Raw genomic sequence first — 20,369 nt, 5'->3', positions numbered from 1 at the left:
GGAGTAAAGCGACATGAAAGAAATTGAATTAAAATTAAAAGGTGAAATAAATAGACTAACAAATAGAACATTTAAATTTGACGAACGTGTTGGAGAAGGATGGTTCTCTGCCGTTTACTTTTTAAAGACTAGAGAAATCATTGAAGAATTTCGCCCGAAAAGTGTTGTGACGATGCAATTTTTCCAAAAGGAAAATGCAGTTCTTTGCGGAACAGATGAAGTGATTGCGTTGCTACAAACATTCGCCAAAAATCCTGAGGAACTTGAAATTAACTCTTTAAAAGATGGCGATAATATTAGTCCGTTTGAAACAGTGTTAACAATTCATGGTCCTTATGAAAATTTTGGTTTTTTAGAAGGTGTCATTGATGGAATTTTAGCACGTCGTACATCAGTTGCGACAAACGTATATAACGTTGTCCAAGCTGCACGTAGCGTAGATAAAGAAAAACCAGTTATTTTCATGGGAGATCGTGACGATCATTATACACAACAAGCTGGTGACGGTTATGCAGCATACATCGGAGGTATGAGCGCACAAGCGACGCATGCGATGAATGAATGGTGGGGCAAGAGTGGTATGGGGACAATGCCTCACGCATTAATTCAAATGTTTAATGGTGATGTTGTGGAAGCGGCAAAAGCATATCATAAGAAATTCCCAGAAGATGAATTAGTTGTATTAATTGATTACAACAATGATGTCATTACAGATGCACTTCGCGTAGCGCGTGAATTTGGATCAACATTAAAAGGTGTACGTGTAGATACGTCGCGCACGATGATTGATCAATACTTCATTCGCCACCCAGAAGTACTTGGAACATTCGATCCACGTGGTGTAAACCCATCGCTTGTATTCGCACTTCGTAAAGCACTTGATGAAGAAGGATTCCAGCATGTAGACATCGTTGTAACTGGTGGATTTGATGAGAAGCGTATTCGTGAATTTGAAGCTCAAAACGTACCTGTTGATATATACGGAGTAGGAAGTAGTTTATTAAAAATGAATATTGGCTTTACTGGTGATAACGTAGAATTAAATGGAAAACCAGAAGCGAAAGCTGGTCGTAAATATCGTCCAAACCCACGTTTAGAGCGTGTTCAATTAGAAAAAAGAGAAGATATGTAAAAGAGAGAAAAACTGATAGGTGATTGACCCTATCAGTTTTTCTGTTATCATAGTATAGCGGCTTCTTTTTTGCTATAATGGATTTGTTATGGACATAAAAAGAAGTACGTACGAGTTTATCCTGATAAGTGAAGGGAAAGAAAAACTTCACTACATCAAAAATGTATGATGATTACCAAAATAAGAAAAGATTCATATACTGTCTTATAGATAGGCCGTTGTATTAGTTCGAAATGTTGGAGGTTCTTTAAGATGACAGTTTACCATTTTGTAGGAATTAAAGGAACAGGAATGAGTTCATTAGCTCAAATTCTTCATGACATGAAGCATACTGTTCAAGGGTCTGATTATGAAAAGCGTTTCTTTACACAAACAGCGTTGGAAAAGCGTAATATCTCGATCCTTCCTTTTGATAAAAATAATGTAAAAGAAGGACAAGTGATTATTGCAGGAAATGCGTTTCCTGATACGCATGAAGAAATCGTAGCAGCAAAAGAATTAAACATCCCGGTACATCGTTACCATCACTTCTTAGGTGACCTTATGAACCAATACACAAGTGTTGCTGTAACTGGTGCACATGGAAAAACATCAACAACTGGTTTGTTAGCCCATGTAATGCAAGGTGCACACCCTACATCTTACCTTATTGGAGATGGAACAGGGCATGGGGTAGAAAATAGTAAGTATTTTGTATTTGAAGCTTGTGAGTATCGTCGTCATTTCTTGTCTTACAATCCAGACTATGCGATTATGACAAACATTGATTTTGATCATCCAGATTATTTCTCAGATATCAATGATGTATTCAATGCATTCCAAGAGATGGCATTGCAAGTGAAAAAGGGCATTATTGCATGTGGAGATGATGAAGAACTTCAAAAAATTCAAGCGAAAGTACCTGTTATTTTCTATGGATTTGGAGAAGATAATGATTTCCAAGCACGTAACATTCAAAAGAGAACAGATGGTACTATTTTCGATGTATTCGTTCGTAATACGTACTATGACACGTTCAAAATTACAGGATACGGCAATCACAGCGTATTAAATGCATTAGCAGTAATCGCGCTTTGCCATTATGAAAACGTTGATGTAGAAGCAGTTAAGCATCAGCTAACAACTTTTGAAGGCGTAAAACGTCGCTTTAATGAAAAGCCAATGGGAGAGCAAGTTATTATCGATGACTACGCACACCATCCGACAGAAATTAATGCAACGATTGAAGCAGCTCGTCAAAAACACCCAGAGCGTGAAGTTGTCGCTGTATTCCAGCCACATACATTCTCACGTACAGAAAAATTTTTAGATGAGTTCGCTGAAAGTCTAAGCAAAGCTGACCAAGTATACTTATGTGATATTTTCGGATCAGCACGCGAAAACAAAGGTGAATTAACAATCGAAGATCTGCAAAAGCGTATTGATGGTGCAGAACTAATTACAGATACAACAACGGATGTATTAAAGAAACACAAAAACGGCGTTCTAATTTTCATGGGCGCAGGAGACATCCAAAAATTCGAAGCAGCTTACGTAAAAGAAGTTCAAGTTGCAGAGAAATAATAGAAAAGACGCATAGCTGTGGCTGTGCGTCTTTTTGTTGTGTTCAATATATTTTAAAAGGCGTTGATATGTTGGTATTGTTTATTCTTTTTGTAGAGTTGTTTTAACAAAACGATATAAATTGAACTAAAAAGTACATATCCAATTAAATAATAGAATGAAAACATATCGAATTGTTTTGTTATCATAATTCGAATGGCGAAAAAAGTAAACGGAAGAGCGATTAAAAGCCTTGAGCTAATGGAAATTATTGTTTTAAAGTATTTTAATAAATCTGTATTCCAATGGTTTTCTCTACAGATAAACCAAATGTTACTTGCTATAAAAGCTAGTACAAATGGCAAATTAGCTGAAATGTTGATGAAGCCTAGTACAATAGGCACTGATAGAGCGCCAAGTGGACCGATAGATAGGCCAGAATAATATTTAATAAATGTATTTGTAGATTGCTGTACATTTTGAATAGCATCTGTATATTCTACTGCAATTTCCTTTGCTAATTCTTTTGGAGGAAGAAATTCTTCAATGACTTGTGAAGGGATGCTTGCTAATGGTATCCCTTCACTTTCTTTACTTAATGCATTTTCATATAAATCCGATTTGATCTCTAGCACATGTTGTTCTCTTGCTGACGCAGGTAAGTTCATTAAACCTTTATGAAGATCATGTAAGAAAGAAGTAATGAGTTCATTTGAAAAGAATTGTTCTTTGTTCATTTTTTATCCTCTCCTTTAGCTAGTAACATTAGAGCATGATACACTGCATCATAATCATGTAAGCGACTATTTAAAATTTCTCTCCCTTCGTCTGTAATGCGATAGTATTTTCTTTTTGGGCCATCACCAGACTCTTCCCAATAGGAAATAGCCCAATTGTTTTTCGTGATTCGATTTAATATAGGGTAAATCGAACCGTTTGGGATATGAAACACAGGGATATCTTGTAATGCACTTGTAATTTCGTATCCGTACATAGGTTGTTTACGTATTAAAGATAAAATAGCGAGATCAAAAACACCTTTACGTAATTGAATTATAAAATTATCATTTTTTTCCATACTTTAACTATATATGATTCATATCTAGATATCAATCATATATAGTTGTTGTTCTTATATCAAACCGAAAAAAGTGTGAATATTTAACATTTTTCATCTGTAAGTGTTAGAATAATAAGAAAAATAAAAGGGGCTAAAAAGCATGTTCACACTTCGAGTAGATGACGAAATCGAATTACAGTTATTAGAGAAGCATCATAAAGAGGAACTATATCAATTAATAGACCAAAACCGTAATCATTTACGAAGATGGCTCCCTTGGGTAGATGGGATGAAATCTGCTGGTGCGTATGATGAAATTTGTCCGATGTGGTTAAAGAAGTTTGCAGAGGGAGACGGTTTTGAAAGTGGTATACGTTATAAAGGAAAGCTCGTTGGGATGGTAGGCATTCATCCGGTAAGTTGGGGGAAGAAAGCGGCGAGTCTCGGATATTACCTTGCAGAAGATGCTGGCGGGAAAGGCATTATGACGCGTAGTGTGAAGGCTGTAATTTACTATGCATTTGAGAATTTAAAATTAAATAAAATGGAAATTAGATGCGGTGTTGAGAATGTGAAAAGCCGCGCTATTCCAGAGCGTTTAGGATTTAAGCTAGATGGTATTTTAAGAGATGAAGAGTGGCTATACGATCATTTTCACGATATCGCTGTATATAGTTTACTAGCTTCAGAATGGAAGGAGATTCGATGAACGAGAAGATACGCATTATTCCGTATGAAAGTACGTTTCAAGATGAAGTAGTAGATCTTATCGTTCATATTCAGCAAAAAGAGTACAATGTTCCCATTACGAAAGAAGAGCAGCCAGACTTACTTGAAATAGAAACGTTCTATCAAAGGGATTATGGAAACTTTTGGGTTGCAACTTATGATGGGAAAGTAGTTGGAACAGTAGCTTTATTAGATATTGGGAACGATCAAGTAGCGCTAAGGAAAATGTTCGTAAAAAAAGAACTTCGCGGAAAAGAGTGGGGCGCATCACATAAGTTGCTCCAAACAGCAATTTCGTGGGCTGAGAATAAAAAGCTGAAAGATATTTACTTAGGAACGACAGTGAAATTTTTAGCAGCGCATCGTTTTTATGAAAAGAATAATTTCCAAAGTGTGAGTATAGACGAGTTGCCAAAAAGTTTTCCAGTGTTACAGGTAGATAAGAAATTCTATAGGTATATCGTGTGAGAAGGTCATTCAGAAATGGCCTTTTTTATGACTAAAATGGAAAAAGTGGTATAATTTAGGTTGGGGGGTGTAGGTATGAACTTTCCGATTCAAAGAAGTAAGTCGGTAGTAATTTTCGTTTGTTTCACGTTAGTTTTTATGTTCGTATATCCACTTGTCATGCTTTTCGCAAATAAAGAACAGTGGATGTCAGCGTTAATTGGAATGGGTTTATGCTTCCTTGTAAATGTGCCACTCGTTTGGGAAGTATTTATTAAAAAGCATAAAGTAGAAAATGGTGTATTGAAGTACGGCATTTTGAATGACGATGTTGTATTAAAAGATATTAGAGTTGTTCGTCAAGTTGGAAAGTATCTTGAAATTACGACGAATGCATACAAAGTACATATGGTTGCGATGCCGCAAGATGTGAATGAATTCTTGGCGCTTATCGAGAAAGAGAACCCAAATGTGAAAATAGAAATGGTAGGTAAGAAATGAAAAACGCTCGGAGAAAATTCCGAGCGTTTTTCATTATTTTAAGTTCTCTGGGTTTAAAGCTTCTAGTTCAGATACAACGAAGCGTCCGTCTTTACGGATCAGTACGTCGTCGAAGTAAATTTCGCCGCCGCCGTATTCAGGGCGCTGGATGCATACTAAATCCCAGTGGATGTTCGAGTTGTTGCCGTTCCATGCATCGTCGTAAGCTTGTCCAGGAGTGAAGTGGAAGCTGCCATCGATTTTTTCATCGAATAGGATATCTCCCATTGGATGTAAGATGTATGGATTTACGCCGATTGCGAACTCACCAACGAAGCGTGCGCCTTCGTCTGTATCGAAGATTTTGTTAATGCGCTCTGTATCGTTTGCAGTTGCTTCAACGATTTGACCATTCTCAAACTTAAGTTGTACATTCTCAAATGTATAACCGTTGTAAGGAGATGGTGTATTGTAAGAAACTGTACCGTTAACAGAATCGCGAACTGGTGCAGAGTATACTTCACCGTCTGGAATATTTAAATGACCTGAGCATTTAATAGCTGGAATGTCTTTAATAGAGAATGTTAAGTCAGTTCCAGGACCAGTTAAGCGAACTTTATCTGTTTTATTCATTAATGTAACAAGGCTATCCATCGCCTTATCCATTTTACCGTAGTCTAAGTTACAAACTTCGAAGTAGAAGTCTTCGAAAGCTTCTGTGCTCATTTTAGCAAGCTGCGCCATAGAAGCATTTGGGTAGCGAAGAACAACCCAGCGTGTTTTCGGAACGCGGATGTCTCTATGAACTTTCTTACCAACTGTTTGACCGTGAATTTGCATTCTTTCACTTGGTACGTCAGCTTGTTCGTTAATGTTATCGCCAGAGCGAAGGCCGATATAAGCGTCCATATCTTTCATTACGCTTGCTTCATACGCAGCGATTTGTTCGAAATGTTCTTCAGTAGCACCCATTAATAAAGAGCGATCTACTTGATGATCTTTTAAAGAAACGAATGGGAAACCACCAGCTGCATATGCTTCTTTTACAAGTGCAGTTACAAGTTCTTTTTGTAAGCCAAAGTTTTCAATTAATACTTTTTCGCCTTTTTGTAAGCGAATAGAGTAGTTAATTAAATTGTATGCTAACTTTTCAATGCGTGGATCTTTCATATGTAAAGCCTCCCTACTAATTATGTATCCTCTCCTATTGTAACCTACTTAGTGGAATTTGTTGAATCATTTATGTTAAAGTTAACGAATAAGTATGAAAATTCTAATGAAAAGATAGGGATTAGAACGAAACGGAAAATGATTGTATAATAGGAGAAAGTATGAAAAAGATAAAGGAAGTGATGAAATGCAAGTTCTTTTATATGTAAGTGCGGCTATTATCGCGGTTGCTTTCGCTGTATTAGTAGTGTATGTATGCAGAACGTTGTTATCGGTTCAGAAGACGTTAGAAAACGTTGCAAGCACATTAGAAGGTTTGGAAAAGCAAATGCAAGGGATTAGCGTAGAGACGGAGCAATTATTACATAAAACAAATGCGTTAGCTGATGACATTCAACAGAAATCACAATCATTAAATAAAGTAGTATCGGGTGTAGATGGAATTGGAACGACAATCCATTCTTTAAATACGAAACTTCGTAATGTATCAGATTCTGTTACGGACGAAATTGAAAATAATGCAGATAAAGTAGCGCAAGTTGTACAGTGGAGTAGCGCAGCAATTGAAGTATACAATCATTATCGTGCGACAAGACAAGAGAAAAAGGTTGAAAAAGAAGAGCGTAAATTAGAGAGACTTGAGAAAAAAGCTGAAAAAAAAGAAAAGCGCTCTAGACTTCGTATGAGAGGTGAATCGTGATGAATATGACAAAAGTTGAAACAATTGAAGAGCTTGAAGTATTAGTAGAAAAAAACGAGCCGTATGTTCTTTTTAAACATAGTACGACATGCCCGATTAGTCATGGTGCCTATACAGAATTTCAAGCGTATTGTAGTGAAGAAAGAGCGGTGCCAGCGTATTACTTATACGTACAAGATGCGAGAGATGTTTCGAATCGTGTTGCAGAACAGTACAGCATTAAACATGAATCTCCGCAAGTGCTATACATAAAAGATGGGATGGTAGTATGGAATACGTCTCATTGGAACATTAAAAAAGACGCTTTAGAAGAGAATGTTAAGTAAAAAGAAGCAAGCTAAAGGTGCTTGCTTCTTTTTTTGTTTTTGTTGAAATATATTTAATGGTACACTGTTAATAGTTCAAATTAAATAACTAGATTGTTGAAAGTAGGTTTTAAGTAATGAAGAAAATGGCATTATCCTTCGCGGTTGTAAGTTTATTACTAGGAGCTTGTAGTAATAATACGATTAGTAAGAAGGATGAAGTTATACAGAAGGATACGAAAGAAAAAAGTATGATTCCGAGAACTGCTGTTTCTAAAGATTATTATAGAACTGTAATTCCTTTAAAGGAACAAAAGGTTATAAATACAGCTAATATAACAACAAATTCTAAATTAGATTTAGCAGAGTATGAAAATGGTTTAATGAATATTGCAAAAGAGCAATTTGATACAGAAAATCATGTACTACAATTAAATCAATATATTCCTGATAAGTTAGTTGATGAACTAGTAGCAAAAGTAAAAGCACCCGTTTTGACAAATATTATAGAACAAGACTATTTCGGGAAGCAGAATTCAAATGAATTAAGTTTATCTGGCGTTGTGATCGGGTTGGCAATGTCGTCAACTGTATCGAATGAAGAAGCAATGTCTAAAGGTGCTGAAGTTGCTAAGCAACTTACTGAGGCTATTAATAAAAATGACAAGTATAATAAATCTCCAATTACGTTTGCTATCTTTAAGCAAGAAAGTACAAGTTCTTTAAAAAATGGTACATATATTGCTAGTGCTACCGTTCAAAAGAATGATACGAACCTTGGAAATTGGAGCACGATCGATGAACAAGCGTTTTCATATCCTTCTGATGAATTTACAAAAGCACATGGAGAAGATAATACAAAAATAACTAACTTTGCTGAGGCAATGAAAGGTTTTTCTACTGGAGATTTTATCCCAGTAAATGCTAAGGTTTCTTATAAGAAAAATCAAATGGATACATTAAATATGAATATTGTTATTAAATATAACGGTAAAACAGAATTAATGGCTCTTACCCAACTGGCTGCTCAAAGTATGTTAGAAAAACTACCTAAAGATGCAAAAGTACAATTGCAGATTAAGTCCGAGAGTAAAATCGAGGCAATTATTATAAAAGAGAAAAACAGCGATAAACCGTTTGTTTCCTTCTTATAAAAAAGACAGTGTTTACACTGTCTTTTTTATTGTAAGTGAAAAGGTATGATGGGAAGGAGCGCCGCGTAATACGCTTCCTATATCCGCTGCGCTGATTTTAAAGGAAGAAACACATTTACCTGTCGTTGCCGATATAACGCATTCTACAGGGCGCCGCGTACCTCCAAATTCAGCGCATCAAATGACTACCATTGTCGGTTTCTGTCGGTAAGTCGATATATTTAAAAAATCGCTGATATAATTGGAGTTGTGATCGATATAATTGAAAAATCGCTGATATATTTCGAGTTGCAGTCAATATATTTGAAAATCGCCGATATAAATTTCATTTACTATCGTATTGCTTAAAATAAGGTTTCTACGTATTGAATATCTATATTTTTACAAAAAATGCCCTTTTTTTCATAAAAAATACGAAAATACGAGAAAAGAAGCGAATTTTTTCGAAACTTTTGCGGGAAAATATTGTATGAGCCTGCGTTTTTATCGTATCATTAGTAAAAGGAAGAACTCGGGACGATTGGTGGCATCTGCAAATAGAGTTGATGTCTTTTTTTCATTCAAGTAACCGATACATAAAAATAGATAACAAAAATAGAAGGAGTGTGCGATGAGATGAACGTAACAATCTATGATGTAGCGCGCGAAGCGAACGTTTCAATGGCTACCGTATCACGCGTTGTGAACGGTAACCCAAATGTAAAGCCTACAACAAGAAAGAAAGTATTAGAAGCAATTGATCGTTTAGGATACCGCCCAAATGCGGTAGCACGTGGACTAGCAAGTAAGAAGACAACTACAGTAGGTGTTATTATTCCTGATATCTCAAATACGTTTTATGCAGAACTTGCTCGTGGAATTGAAGATATCGCAACAATGTACAAATATAACATCATTTTAAGTAACTCTGACCAAAACAAAGAGAAAGAGTTCCATTTATTAAATACGATGCTTGGAAAACAAGTGGACGGAATTGTTTTCATGGGTGAAGATATTACAGATATTCACATTGAAGAATTCAAAAAGTCTCCAGTACCAATCGTATTAGCAGCGTCATTTGATGAGCAAAATGAAACGCCATCAGTAAATATTGATTATACACAAGCAGCTTACGACGCAATGAAGCACTTTATTGAGCAAGGACATAAGCGTATCGGTTTCGTCTCTGGTCCTTTCATTGATAAAGCGGGCAGCGCGAAGAAGTTACAAGGTTATAAAAAGGCTTTAGAAGAAGCAGGTATTTCATATGATGAAAATCTTATAATCGATGGAGATTACACATATGATTCAGGTATCGAAGCATTCGAAAAGCTTTGGAGCAGTGATGAAAAGCCAACAGCAATCTTCGTATCTTCTGACGAAATGGCACTAGGTGTAATCCATGCAGCACAAGACGCTGGATTAAACGTACCAACTGATGTAGAAGTACTTGGTTTCGATAATACACGCCTTGCATTAATGGTTCGTCCACAACTTTCAACAGTTGTACAACCAATGTATGATATCGGTGCAGTAGCAATGCGTCTATTAACAAAGTATATGAACAAAGAAAAAGTGGAAGATCACACTGTAATCTTACCTCACCGTATCCAATTTAGAAATTCAACGAAGTAAGTATACAAAAGCTCACAGCATTCGCTGTGAGCTTTTATTCGTATTCAGGATAGTATGTTTTAACTACTGTATCTACCGTTTCATTTTTCTTAACGTGTAAAAATCTTGCGTACAATTCTTTTCCAGTTTCAAATGGTGTATCGTCTAATTCAAACACATGCAATACTTTTCGAAACGTCCACGTTACTTGCTCACCGTACATATTATCGTATGATTCTTCAGAGTGTATAGCTATCTTTTCACCTAATTCATGAGCTTCCTCTATACTGTTTGCTTTAACAAGAATAATACTTTCTTCAAAAAGTGTATCGTGACTCTCTTCATAATGCTCATCAATTTTCGTAGGATCAGGCTCACCAGAATGAACAGATTCAAACAATAATTTTACAGCGTACATATTATGCTGCATGTTTCACTCGATAAATAATACTTGCGACAAGCGAAGCAGGTATTGTAAATACGTTACTTTGATAGTGATAATGTATTTGGGATTCTTCATAAGACATGTTGTCGTATAGTTCGTTTTGTGACATGTTCATTTTTTTCTGTTTTGTCTTGAGCATCTTTATATAGTTATACTGTATTGGGATGAGAATGATGAAATAGGCTAATACGATTAGTGAAATCCAAATCATTATGAAACACTCCCTTATAAATAATATTTGTATATGGTAATTATATTAAAATATATGAAATTCATCCATTTTTTCTAGTGGTCAATTTCCTTTCCAAAATGCAAAAAGTTCTTCAGGACTTCGTAAATTATGTTCAAGACATGTTTGTGCAGTCCGTTTAAAACTTTGTATGAAATGTTCTAATCTAGAAGGATCATATTGTTTCACATTTCCAGCAATAATGGTTTCATCCTTGTCTAAGTGAAGTGATATTTTTAGCAAAGTCACATTTGTTTCTATTTGTACAACTTCCATGTAAAAAAACTTTTTGTTTAAGTCAATTATAATATAATCATATCGCTCTACTTGTTTAAAGTATCCTACAATATCATCTTCCAATTGAAATCCTCCCTAGTCTATAGCTTATTTGGAAGACTTCTTTATAGATTGTATTATTCCTTGTTATATGTCACATAAGTGCAAATTTAACTATTATAGGGCAATGTCATGTATAATAGAAAGAAAAGGCTTGTGAGGGGGGAAAAGAGATGATCGTTCTTTGGATAATTACGCTTTGTATGACTGCTATTTTTGCATATATGACGTTAAAACAAAATGGCTTAAAGCGATTTGTTCCAGGAAGTATTCTTGCAGGAATTGCCCTTATCACGTATGTAATTTCTATTTTTATTGAAAGTGTATCAGTGGACATGAGCACGAGTTTAATGTTCATGGGCATTACACTATTTGCAGGTAGTATTATGGTACTTATGGTTGCGGGTATTATTTTATTTATTCATATGAATTCGGAAACGTTATAGCATATAGAAAAGGCATGTCCCGAGGGGCATGCCTTTTTATCCGTTCAATTATGCTCTATCTTTAGAAGAGTTTTGTTGTTTTAATAAGTCGCGAATTTCGCCAAGAAGCTCTTCTTCTTTTGTTGGTTCTGGAATTTCTTCCTCTTTTTCTTCTTCTCTTTTAGATGTTAGTTTGTTGAATACTTTAATAAACATAAAGATAGCAGCTGCAATAATTAAGAAATCAAAAATAGTTTGGATGAAGTTACCATACATAATAGATGATTTACCAAATGTAATTTTTAAATCTGTAAAGTTAACGCCACCTAATACCATACCAAGTAATGGTGTGATGATATCTTTTACTAAAGAACTAACGATTTTACCGAATGCAGCACCGATTACAACCCCGACAGCTAAATCGATTACATTTCCTTTGAATGCGAATTTTTTAAACTCGTTCCACATGTGTTAATCCCATCCTTTCCACGATTCATTATGAAATTTATAATTCCTATCAACATATTCTATAGAAATTTGCGCCAGAAATAAAGGGGAAATGGGAATGAAAGTAAATTCTGAAAAATGTATCCGTTTTAATTTTTATTTACATTCTCCAGTAGAGATTGCAACAGTTGTTGTGTTTTTAATCCTTCTAATCCATCTACAACAGGCTTTGTATCGCCGTGTACACATTCGATAAAATGATGAACAGCATCTTCAAAACCACGCTGTTTCAACGTTGTATCCCATGATGGAGAACCGCTTTGCGAAATGGAGTTTTCCTGCTCAATTTCAAATGTGTTCATATTTTTTACACGAATGATTTTCCCCTTCGTTACAAGTTCAATTTGTTCTAAATTTGTACCGGCATGGCGATGCATCGCGGTAGAAAGTAACAGTCCACTTGGCGTTGTATATGTGTGATGTCCGTAAAGAAGTTCATTCTTTTCATTCGTTTGCATCATATTATGAACGGCGTTAAGATCATCGTTAGCTAACCAGCGAGCAGTATCTACAATATGTAAGTAATCATCTAACATAGTAAAGTCGTACGTGTATGGCCCAACTTTATTTGTGCGGTGTTTTTCAATTCGAATCCATGAAATATCATGAGCTTGCTCTTTTGCAGCGACATACATAGGAACGAATCTGCGATTAAATCCGACCATTAACTTTCGATTATACTTTTCGCTCAACTCGACTAGTTTCTCAGCCTGTTCTACTGTAGCTGCTAGCGGTTTATCAACATAAACGTCGATTCCTTTTTTCAGAAGTTCAGAAACGATTTCATAATGTGTAGCAGTTGAACTGTGAACGAAGATTGCATCACATTCCGAAGCTAACGTTTCAATAGAATGGAAGTCTTGCATGCGGTATTGTTGGCAAATTTGTTTCCTTTTCTCTGCGTTAGGTGTAAACGCTCCTACAAAATTCCAATCTGTTTCTTTTGTAAGTGTTGGAAGATAGGCTTTTTGCGCAATACTTCCAAGTCCAATCATCCCAATTTTAGGTTTGTTCATGTTTATTCCCACCCTATTAATATTGATGTAACGGGTTAAATGTAGCATAGGGCGGGGGAGGAAGGCAAAAATTAGCTTTTTACTTACGTCCTTCTAACAAAATCTTCTCTATCTCTTTAAAGTTATGAGCGCGAGCATGCTCTAGCGGAGTAACACCATCGTTGTCTGGAATATTTACATCTGCATCGTGCTCAATAAGAAGCTGAATGACTTGTTGCTGTGTTTGGTTTCCGTTACTTAGTACGATGGCTTCCATTAAAGCGGTCCATCCGAGATTATTTACATGGTTAACATCAATAGTTGTTCGCGTAAGGAGTTCTTTAATAACATCAATATAGCCATGTTCTGAGGCGGGGATAAGAGCTGTTCCGCCGTAACGATTCGTAAGCGATGGATCTGCGCCAGCATCAATCGTTAGTTTTAAAATATCCAAGTAACCTTCCGCACCGGCGTATAGAAAGGGATTGTTTTTTATATCATCTTGAATATTTACGTCAGCACCTGCTTCAATAAGCGCTTTTGCGGTTTTTATATCATTTTTGTATGTAGCAATCATAAGAGGGGTACGTCCTTTATTATCCGTTATATTTATGTCAGCCCCTTTTTTGAGTAACGATATAACAGTATTCGTTTCTCGTTTTTCAGTAGCTGCTAGTAGTGCTGTCTCCATGTTTGTCATCTCCTTTTTAACTTCTTGTTCTTGTGAGCATCCTTGCAAAAAAATTACGCAACAGATCATGCTTAATGTTTTTTTGAACATGGAATTTCAACCTCCTCATTTCAACTGTAAAAGAAGAACATTAAATTTTTATAAACTGACGCTAAAATTACTATAAAATCGCTTGAGTATTTGAACATATATTTTTATGCTTATGAGTAATAAGGTTTGATAAAGTGAGGATGTAAATGATGTCTATTAAAATAAGATTTTTATTCTCCTATATCGCTGTTATTCTCGTTTCCATCACGCTCATATTAGTCGCGGGATTTTTAATTGTTTTTTCCATAACAGGAGACTTGGAATCAGTGAAAAATTTCTATAAAAGTTCCTATATTCAAAAGCCGCTTACGCCAGAAGAAGAGAATACGTATATTGAATTGAAATTAGCGGCAAAGAAAAATCAATCACAACTATTAGATAAATCGTTCGTTTCATCACTTGAAAAAGAAGGTGTGAAAATAGTTGTAAGAAAGGGAGAAGCCATTTCTTATGCTACAAAAATATTTGAAAGTGTACCTTTAAAAGAAGCTCTTCCAAAATTTGAATCAGCAAATATTAATAGTCGTGGTACAACGGAATTAGGCGATACATTTTATCGATATGTAAAATTTGATTTTTATTTTCCTGGGGATGAAGAAGGGAGTATATTTGTATTAAAAAGGCAAAGTTCATTTGTCGATCTTATACAAAAGTTATTTCCGATTTTGTTCGGATCACTTTTACTGTTATCCATTTTACTTATTGGATTATTAAGTTATCTCGTCTCAAGAAGTGTGATAAAACCAATCTTGGTATTGAAAGATGCGACTGAGAAAATTAAAGAAGGAAATTTAGATTTTCAAATAACAGTTACATCGCACGATGAAATCGGACAATTAAATCAAGGGTTTGAGGAAATGAGGAAGAGATTAAAAGATTCGATAGAGATGCAAACACAGTATGAAGAAAATCGAAAAGAGCTCATTTCAAACATATCTCATGATTTAAAAACACCGATTACATCTATTATTGGATATGTAGAAGGCATAAAAGACGGGGTCGCGAATACGCCAGAAAAAATGGATAAGTACTTAACGACTATTCATACGAAAGCAAGACATATGGATACACTCATTGACGAACTATTTTTATTTTCAAAGCTCGATTTGAATCGAGTTCCCTTTCAGTTTGAAACGGTTGAATTAAATATGTTTATGCAAGAATTAATAGAAGAGATGCAGATGGATTTAAGTAAGGAAGGTATAGAAGTTAACTTACAATTACATGCATCACCACTATATGTAACGGCTGATTGCGAAAAGATAAATAGAGTGATATCAAATTTAATTCATAATAGTGTGAAATACATGGATAAAGAAGAGAAGAAAATTACTGTAACAGTATTGAATGATAATAATAAAGTGATTGTGAAAGTGATGGACAACGGATCAGGTATTGAATCGGATACACTTCCCTACATTTTTGAACGTTTTTATCGTGCAGAGCAATCGCGAAATTCTAGTACAGGTGGAAGTGGACTTGGCTTAGCAATCGCGAAGCAAATTGTTGAAGAACATGGCGGGAGAATTTGGGCGGAAAGTAAGCTTGGGGAAGGTACAAGTATTTTCTTTTCCTTGAAAAAAGTACAGGAATGTGGTGAGTAGAATGAAGAGGATTTTACTAGTAGAAGATGAAATAAGTATTGCAGAATTACAGCGAGATTATTTAGAAATTAGTGATTTTCAAGTCGATGTAGAGTATTCAGGAGAAATAGGTCTACAAATGGCTCTTCAGGAAGATTATGACTTAATTATTTTAGATATTATGCTTCCGAAAATGAACGGTTTCGAAATTTGTAAACAAATACGTGCTATAAAAGATATTCCGATTTTACTTGTTTCAGCAAAGAAGGAAGATATAGATAAAATCCGCGGACTCGGTTTAGGAGCGGATGATTATATAACGAAACCATTTAGTCCAAGTGAATTAGTTGCAAGGGTAAAAGCACATATTTCTCGTTATGAAAGATTATCAGGAAATGTAAGTAAGCAACGCGATATTTTATATATTCACGGAATTTCTATTGATCAGCGAGCGAGAAAAGTTTTTATAAACAATGAAGAAATCGCGTTCACAACGAAGGAATTTGATTTATTAACATTCTTTGTAACGCATCCAAACCAAGTATTAAATAAAGAACAGTTATTTGAACGTATTTGGGGACTAGACTCAGCTGGCGATTTAGCCACTGTCGTTGTTCACATTAGAAAGCTACGTGAAAAAATCGAAAGAGATCCTGCTCACCCGCAATATATTGAAACAGTATGGGGAGCTGGTTATCGCTTTAACGTGTAATGTACCTGCCGAGTAATTGGCAGGTTTTTTATGTTATTCGAACAAAAAGGGAATAATAGGTAATTTGTGTTAAAATATAAAGAGAGATAAAACATAGGAGAGCATGAGAGGGCGTGCTACATTTTGGGAGATACATTAAAAGATAATAAATCAAACAAGGCTTTAAAGATTGGAACCAATATCGTACTTATTTTATTAATTATTGGTGCAATACAAATGTTTTATGATGAAGATTCTACGAATGATCATTTCGGTGGGGTATTTATGATGGTCTTTTTTGGAATTAAAATAATTTCTAATTTTATGATGAGTATAAAAGAAGGAGATAAAAAGGCAGTATTACTTGATGTAGGTTTAATGATTTTTTTGTTCTTCTTTTTGTTGTTTCTAGTGTGAAATATTTCTTTTGAAAAGTAAGCTCATGGTCATATAGAGACTTTGAGCTTTTTGTCATTGTATAGATTTTCTTAATAATAACGGTACTGGCGTAATGATTTATAAAATGTTTGAGTAGTAGAAGTAAACTGAGCAGATTCTTCTAAAAAAGGATAATGGTTACTCTCCTCAAATATCACAAAGATAGAATTGCGTATGCCATCATGCATCTCAATAGAATACTGAATTGGGCACTGTACATCATGTCTTCCGCATATAATAAGTGTCTTTGTTTGGATGGAAGGTAAATGCTCTCTTACATCAAATGAAGGATATTCATTGGTGAAAGCATTCATCCGGCTAGCGGACATTGTTTTTTGGATTGGTTTATTAAAGTAAGAGTTATAGTTTTCGGGTTTATACAATGATAATTTTGATCTCTTAGTAGATAATTCTTTTCTTTCTTTATTTGTAAGGTGAGGGCTTTTTAAGTTTTCGATGAGTTGTTGCATATAATGAAACTGTGGATGTACTGGGTGATAAATGCAAAATGGTGTTTCGGTATAGTTACTTGCTGCAGCTCCGGCCAAGGCTAATGATTGTAAGGAACTTGGATATGTAATTGCATATAAAAGTCCAAGCATACCACCTGTTGAATGGCCAGCGAAGTGCCATGTTGGAAGTTGTAGAGCTTCTCGTATTGCTTCTAAGTCGTGAACTGTTTCAATCATACTTAATTCTTTTTCTGAATTGGCTTTTGCTGAGTTACCAGCGTTTCGTAAATTAATGAGGAATACACGATGCGTAGCAGTGAAAACATCCGCAAAGTAATCACCAGTTTCATTAAATTGTGAATAGTGATGTGTAATACAAAGTGGTTCGCCATTTCCTTTTGTAAAGAGTTCAAATATGCCACGTTTCGTGTGAATCATTTGTTGCTTCCACATAATATCACGACCTTTTCTTATAAAAGTTGAACCAGCTAATTCTTAAATAAAATATATCGACTTACCGACAGAAACCGACAATAAATAAAAGGAGGCCATTTGAAAACGAGCCTCCTTTTCGTTTAGTACAAAGATTTTGTCATATTATTCCGAATGATTTCAAGGGATTTCGCTACAGTTAATGCATTCTTTTCTTCAATTTCTGGCTTACGGGGGATAGGTTTATACATGTTGTCTGGGTCTTCCCATGTGAGGGGAAGTTCTGTTTCGGCTTGTCCTTTCCAAGCGTCAATCCATTCTGGAGGGAGATAACCTGAGATGTTTTGGATGTTGTTCATTTCGAGCCAAATGAGTGCCCAAGCTCTTGGGACGACGCGCCAGTGGTCGTAGCCACCGCCGCCGACAGCAATCCAGCGACCTTCGCAATATTCGTTAGCGATTTCGCGAGCGAGCTTCGGTATTTCACGATAAATATTCATCGTTGCGCAAAGGTGTGTAAGTGGGTCGTAATAATGTGCGTCAGCGCCATTTTGCGTTAAAATAATATCCGGTTTAAAGTAGGCGGCAACTTCTTTTACGACAGTTCGATAGGAATCTAAAAACGATTCGTCTTCTGTAAAAGCATCGAGTGGAACGTTAAAAGAATAACTATAGCCATTACCTTGTCCGCGTTCATTTACAGCGCCAGTTCCAGGGAATAAATAACGCCCAGTTTCATGTAGTGAAATGGTGCATACGTTAGGATCGTCGTAAAAAGACCACTGTACACCATCACCGTGATGAGCATCTGTATCAATATATAAAACACGTAAACCGTATTTCTTCTGAATATATTTCATTGCGATGGAACTATCGTTATAAATACAAAAGCCAGATGCCTTGCCACGGAAGCCGTGATGTAAGCCACCGCCTAAATTAAGCGCGTGTTTTACTTTCCCGGAAAGAACAGCATCGACAGCAGTTAACGTACCGCCAACGAGTAATGCACTTGCTTCGTGCATATTTGGAAACATCGGTGTATCTTCTGTTCCAAGCCCATATGTCATCGCAATTGATGTTTCTAGCTTACCTTCTCCAGCACGTTTGACCGCATTTATGTATTCCTCTGTATGAACGTAGGCAATCTCTTCATCTGTAGCCATCCGTGGTGAGATAATTTGGGAGGGAGAGATAAAACCGCCCTTTTGCAATAAATCATACGTAAGTGTGACGCGCAGTTGGTTAAAAGGATGATCAGGGCTAAACGAATAGCCCCGAAAGTCATCCGAATAAATAAACGCGCTACTCATGCTTGCATCCCCATAATATTTGGCCATAAGACGCGGTATCCTTCTGCTTCAAGTGCATCAATCACTTTTAGAGGATTCATCGTTTGAATGCGGAAAACGAGTACTTTATCATTCTCATCTTTTGCTGGATAGACGAGAACACTTACGATATTTATTTGTAAATCACTAAAAATAGCAACTACTTTTCCGAGAATACCAGGTTCGTTTTTTACTTGAATTTCGATTTGTGAACTTGGTTGATGTGCTCCTGTTAATTTCACTAACGTGTGCAGTACTGTAGATTCAGAAATGATGCCAATTAACTTTCCAGCCTTTGTAACAGGAAGACAGCCAATTTTATTTTCAAAAAATAAAGTAGCAATTTCCTCAACGAAATCGAGAGGATGACAAGTCATAACAGGATGTTTCATAATGAGTTCGAGCGGTTGCTTCAGCATATCGAGTGAAACTTGTTCATCTAAAATAGACGGACTTGCATCTCTTACATCCCGATCAGAAATAATGCCTACGACGTGATTATTTTGATCGACAATTGGAATGTGCCGAATGCCTTTTGTACGTATTGTTCGGATCGCTGTTTCAATTGTATCGTTTGGATGTAGTGTCACTACATTTTGATTCATAATTTCTTCTACAATCATTCCAGTTGCCCCCTTTATTAGTACATAAAACGATTGTGAAAACGTAGACGATCAAACGCTTGAATAGAATCCGTATCAATGCGTTTTCCGATGCGAACCATTAAACAGTTGGCAGGATGTGAACAAATTTCAGGATCATCTGTAGCCATCCATTGTAAACCACCGGCATTCATCATCTTTTCCATTACTTTTCGGTATTCCCAAACATTTAAGCCTGTTTGTTTTAAATCCCAGTGCCAATAATATTCGGTCGTCAATATAATGTAATCTTCCATATGGTCGTCCATCATTGAAACTTCTAATAAGTTTTTTCCGACAGAGCACCCGCGAAAGGCTGGGACAACTTCGATTGCCCCGAGTTCAATTAAGTTTTCAATCTTTCCTTCTGACCATCGCTCGAGCGGATCAGGATATAAGTATGTAACATATCCAACGATCGTTTGGTCATGTCTAGCAATAATGAGACGAGCTTCTGGTAATTTAGAAATTTCGACAATTGCTTTATATTGCTGCTCGGCAGGGCGAAACGCAACTAAATCTGGATGAAATTCATACATTTCAAGATTATGTGTAGAGACAGGACCTTCAATAATTAAAGTTCCTTTCGCCGTTTTTAAATTTCTAGCATTATATATTTTTTTATGGATCAATGTATTGCTCACCACCTTGAGGGTTTGTGAATCTATTAATATCGTACTTTATAATATATGCGATGTGAATCGAATTTTGTCATTAAAAATTTGTCTAAAAATCAACAAATATACTGAAAATTTTAAATAATATCATTATAAT

Annotated in this window: 26 protein-coding genes and 1 pseudogene; 14 read left to right on the top strand and 13 right to left on the bottom strand. The window is 35.8% G+C overall.

What is annotated here, in order from left to right:
- The first annotated feature begins 13 nt into the window (after nt 1-13).
- Entirely contained in the window at nt 14-1,132 is a 1,119-nt protein-coding gene (locus KZZ19_RS22920; RefSeq protein WP_087957220.1) for a nicotinate phosphoribosyltransferase, read from the top strand.
- Between the two features lie 252 nt (nt 1,133-1,384).
- Nucleotides 1,385-2,695, top strand: a complete 1,311-nt coding sequence (gene murC / locus KZZ19_RS22915; protein ID WP_000219461.1) for a UDP-N-acetylmuramate--L-alanine ligase — start codon at nt 1,385-1,387, stop codon at nt 2,693-2,695.
- Between the two features lie 53 nt (nt 2,696-2,748).
- On the opposite strand, the gene KZZ19_RS22910 is transcribed toward murC, so the two are convergent.
- On the bottom strand, nt 2,749-3,411 hold the full coding sequence (locus KZZ19_RS22910) for an HAAS signaling domain-containing protein (RefSeq protein ID WP_237981735.1): 663 nt from the start codon (nt 3,409-3,411) through the stop codon (nt 2,749-2,751).
- The gene (locus KZZ19_RS22905) at nt 3,408-3,752 is read right to left on the bottom strand and encodes a PadR family transcriptional regulator (protein WP_237981734.1); all 345 of its coding nucleotides are present in this window, start codon (nt 3,750-3,752) and stop codon (nt 3,408-3,410) included. The genes KZZ19_RS22910 and KZZ19_RS22905 overlap by 4 nt, the downstream gene beginning before the upstream one ends.
- Before the next feature lie 142 nt (nt 3,753-3,894).
- Between KZZ19_RS22905 and KZZ19_RS22900 the strand changes: the two genes are divergently transcribed.
- The 3 genes from KZZ19_RS22900 to KZZ19_RS22890 all read left to right on the top strand — a co-directional run bounded on the left by KZZ19_RS22900 (nt 3,895) and on the right by KZZ19_RS22890 (nt 5,411).
- Nucleotides 3,895-4,443, top strand: a complete 549-nt coding sequence (locus KZZ19_RS22900) for a GNAT family N-acetyltransferase (protein WP_237981733.1) — start codon at nt 3,895-3,897, stop codon at nt 4,441-4,443.
- The gene (locus KZZ19_RS22895; RefSeq protein ID WP_237981732.1) at nt 4,440-4,931 is read left to right on the top strand and encodes a GNAT family N-acetyltransferase; all 492 of its coding nucleotides are present in this window, start codon (nt 4,440-4,442) and stop codon (nt 4,929-4,931) included. Before KZZ19_RS22900 ends, KZZ19_RS22895 begins: the two co-directional genes overlap by 4 nt.
- Nucleotides 4,932-5,006: 75 nt before the next feature.
- Nucleotides 5,007-5,411 carry a PH domain-containing protein gene (locus KZZ19_RS22890; RefSeq protein ID WP_237981731.1) on the top strand — a complete coding sequence of 135 codons (405 nt, stop codon included), beginning with the start codon at nt 5,007-5,009 and terminating at the stop codon, nt 5,409-5,411.
- A 33-nt stretch (nt 5,412-5,444) separates the two neighbouring features.
- Here the strand turns inward: KZZ19_RS22890 and KZZ19_RS22885 are convergent, their stop codons facing one another.
- Nucleotides 5,445-6,560 carry an aminopeptidase gene (locus KZZ19_RS22885; protein WP_000654737.1) on the bottom strand — a complete coding sequence of 372 codons (1,116 nt, stop codon included), beginning with the start codon at nt 6,558-6,560 and terminating at the stop codon, nt 5,445-5,447.
- Between the two features lie 187 nt (nt 6,561-6,747).
- Here KZZ19_RS22885 and KZZ19_RS22880 point away from each other — a divergent pair, with 187 nt between their 5' ends.
- From KZZ19_RS22880 to ccpA, 5 genes and pseudogenes are all read left to right on the top strand, one after another.
- A complete protein-coding gene (locus KZZ19_RS22880; RefSeq protein WP_001197725.1) occupies nt 6,748-7,260 on the top strand; it encodes a DUF948 domain-containing protein in 513 nt (170 codons plus the stop codon).
- Nucleotides 7,260-7,586: a bacillithiol system redox-active protein YtxJ gene (gene ytxJ / locus KZZ19_RS22875; protein ID WP_073516751.1), complete on the top strand. Its 327-nt coding sequence runs from the start codon at nt 7,260-7,262 to the stop codon at nt 7,584-7,586. The genes KZZ19_RS22880 and ytxJ overlap by 1 nt, the downstream gene beginning before the upstream one ends.
- Before the next feature lie 116 nt (nt 7,587-7,702).
- Nucleotides 7,703-8,719 (top strand): CamS family sex pheromone protein, encoded by a 1,017-nt coding sequence (locus tag KZZ19_RS22870; protein WP_237981730.1) that lies wholly within the window; start codon nt 7,703-7,705, stop codon nt 8,717-8,719.
- 49 nt (nt 8,720-8,768) lie between these two features.
- Nucleotides 8,769-8,876 (top strand): annotated as a pseudogene (locus KZZ19_RS22865) (bifunctional 3-deoxy-7-phosphoheptulonate synthase/chorismate mutase); the annotation flags it as partial.
- Nucleotides 8,877-9,334: 458 nt separating this feature from the next.
- The gene (ccpA, locus tag KZZ19_RS22860) at nt 9,335-10,333 is read left to right on the top strand and encodes a catabolite control protein A (RefSeq protein ID WP_097865075.1); all 999 of its coding nucleotides are present in this window, start codon (nt 9,335-9,337) and stop codon (nt 10,331-10,333) included.
- A 34-nt stretch (nt 10,334-10,367) separates the two neighbouring features.
- On the opposite strand, the gene KZZ19_RS22855 is transcribed toward ccpA, so the two are convergent.
- The 3 genes from KZZ19_RS22855 to dhp61 all read right to left on the bottom strand — a co-directional run bounded on the left by KZZ19_RS22855 (nt 10,368) and on the right by dhp61 (nt 11,346).
- Entirely contained in the window at nt 10,368-10,730 is a 363-nt protein-coding gene (locus tag KZZ19_RS22855; RefSeq protein ID WP_237981737.1) for a DUF4288 domain-containing protein, read from the bottom strand.
- A 1-nt stretch (nt 10,731) separates the two neighbouring features.
- Complete coding sequence (locus KZZ19_RS22850) at nt 10,732-10,968, bottom strand: DUF3949 domain-containing protein (RefSeq protein WP_237981729.1); 237 nt, start codon at nt 10,966-10,968, stop codon at nt 10,732-10,734.
- Nucleotides 10,969-11,049: 81 nt separating this feature from the next.
- Entirely contained in the window at nt 11,050-11,346 is a 297-nt protein-coding gene (dhp61, locus tag KZZ19_RS22845; RefSeq protein ID WP_237981728.1) for a protein Dhp61, read from the bottom strand.
- 149 nt (nt 11,347-11,495) lie between these two features.
- On the opposite strand from dhp61, the gene KZZ19_RS22840 reads away from it, so the two are divergent.
- The gene (locus KZZ19_RS22840) at nt 11,496-11,768 is read left to right on the top strand and encodes a DUF3917 domain-containing protein (protein ID WP_000636592.1); all 273 of its coding nucleotides are present in this window, start codon (nt 11,496-11,498) and stop codon (nt 11,766-11,768) included.
- Nucleotides 11,769-11,816: 48 nt separating this feature from the next.
- Here the strand turns inward: KZZ19_RS22840 and mscL are convergent, their stop codons facing one another.
- The 3 genes from mscL to KZZ19_RS22825 all read right to left on the bottom strand — a co-directional run bounded on the left by mscL (nt 11,817) and on the right by KZZ19_RS22825 (nt 14,030).
- A complete protein-coding gene (mscL, locus tag KZZ19_RS22835; protein ID WP_088098020.1) occupies nt 11,817-12,215 on the bottom strand; it encodes a large-conductance mechanosensitive channel protein MscL in 399 nt (132 codons plus the stop codon).
- 128 nt (nt 12,216-12,343) lie between these two features.
- Nucleotides 12,344-13,270: a Gfo/Idh/MocA family protein gene (locus KZZ19_RS22830; protein ID WP_237981727.1), complete on the bottom strand. Its 927-nt coding sequence runs from the start codon at nt 13,268-13,270 to the stop codon at nt 12,344-12,346.
- A gap of 79 nt (nt 13,271-13,349) precedes the next feature.
- Entirely contained in the window at nt 13,350-14,030 is a 681-nt protein-coding gene (locus KZZ19_RS22825; RefSeq protein WP_237981726.1) for an ankyrin repeat domain-containing protein, read from the bottom strand.
- Nucleotides 14,031-14,179: 149 nt separating this feature from the next.
- Here KZZ19_RS22825 and KZZ19_RS22820 point away from each other — a divergent pair, with 149 nt between their 5' ends.
- From KZZ19_RS22820 to KZZ19_RS22810, 3 genes are all read left to right on the top strand, one after another.
- On the top strand, nt 14,180-15,634 hold the full coding sequence (locus KZZ19_RS22820; RefSeq protein WP_237981725.1) for a sensor histidine kinase: 1,455 nt from the start codon (nt 14,180-14,182) through the stop codon (nt 15,632-15,634).
- A gap of 1 nt (nt 15,635) precedes the next feature.
- The gene (locus tag KZZ19_RS22815; protein ID WP_237981724.1) at nt 15,636-16,325 is read left to right on the top strand and encodes a response regulator transcription factor; all 690 of its coding nucleotides are present in this window, start codon (nt 15,636-15,638) and stop codon (nt 16,323-16,325) included.
- 123 nt (nt 16,326-16,448) lie between these two features.
- Complete coding sequence (locus tag KZZ19_RS22810; protein WP_237981723.1) at nt 16,449-16,721, top strand: hypothetical protein; 273 nt, start codon at nt 16,449-16,451, stop codon at nt 16,719-16,721.
- 71 nt (nt 16,722-16,792) lie between these two features.
- Here the strand turns inward: KZZ19_RS22810 and KZZ19_RS22805 are convergent, their stop codons facing one another.
- From KZZ19_RS22805 to acuA, 4 genes are all read right to left on the bottom strand, one after another.
- Nucleotides 16,793-17,668 carry an alpha/beta fold hydrolase gene (locus tag KZZ19_RS22805; protein WP_237981736.1) on the bottom strand — a complete coding sequence of 292 codons (876 nt, stop codon included), beginning with the start codon at nt 17,666-17,668 and terminating at the stop codon, nt 16,793-16,795.
- Nucleotides 17,669-17,769: 101 nt separating this feature from the next.
- Nucleotides 17,770-18,936, bottom strand: a complete 1,167-nt coding sequence (gene acuC / locus KZZ19_RS22800; protein ID WP_098342866.1) for an acetoin utilization protein AcuC — start codon at nt 18,934-18,936, stop codon at nt 17,770-17,772.
- On the bottom strand, nt 18,933-19,577 hold the full coding sequence (locus KZZ19_RS22795; protein WP_088098012.1) for an acetoin utilization AcuB family protein: 645 nt from the start codon (nt 19,575-19,577) through the stop codon (nt 18,933-18,935). Before KZZ19_RS22795 ends, acuC begins: the two co-directional genes overlap by 4 nt.
- A 17-nt stretch (nt 19,578-19,594) precedes the next feature.
- Nucleotides 19,595-20,227 carry an acetoin utilization protein acetyltransferase AcuA gene (gene acuA / locus KZZ19_RS22790; protein WP_088098011.1) on the bottom strand — a complete coding sequence of 211 codons (633 nt, stop codon included), beginning with the start codon at nt 20,225-20,227 and terminating at the stop codon, nt 19,595-19,597.
- Nucleotides 20,228-20,369: the final 142 nt, after the last annotated feature.

The sequence above is a fragment of the Bacillus thuringiensis genome, assembly GCF_022095615.2.
GTDB lineage: Bacteria > Bacillota > Bacilli > Bacillales > Bacillaceae_G > Bacillus_A > Bacillus_A cereus_AG.
Note: the sequence above shows the minus strand (reverse complement) of the source record. Positions and strands in the feature narration are given on the sequence as shown.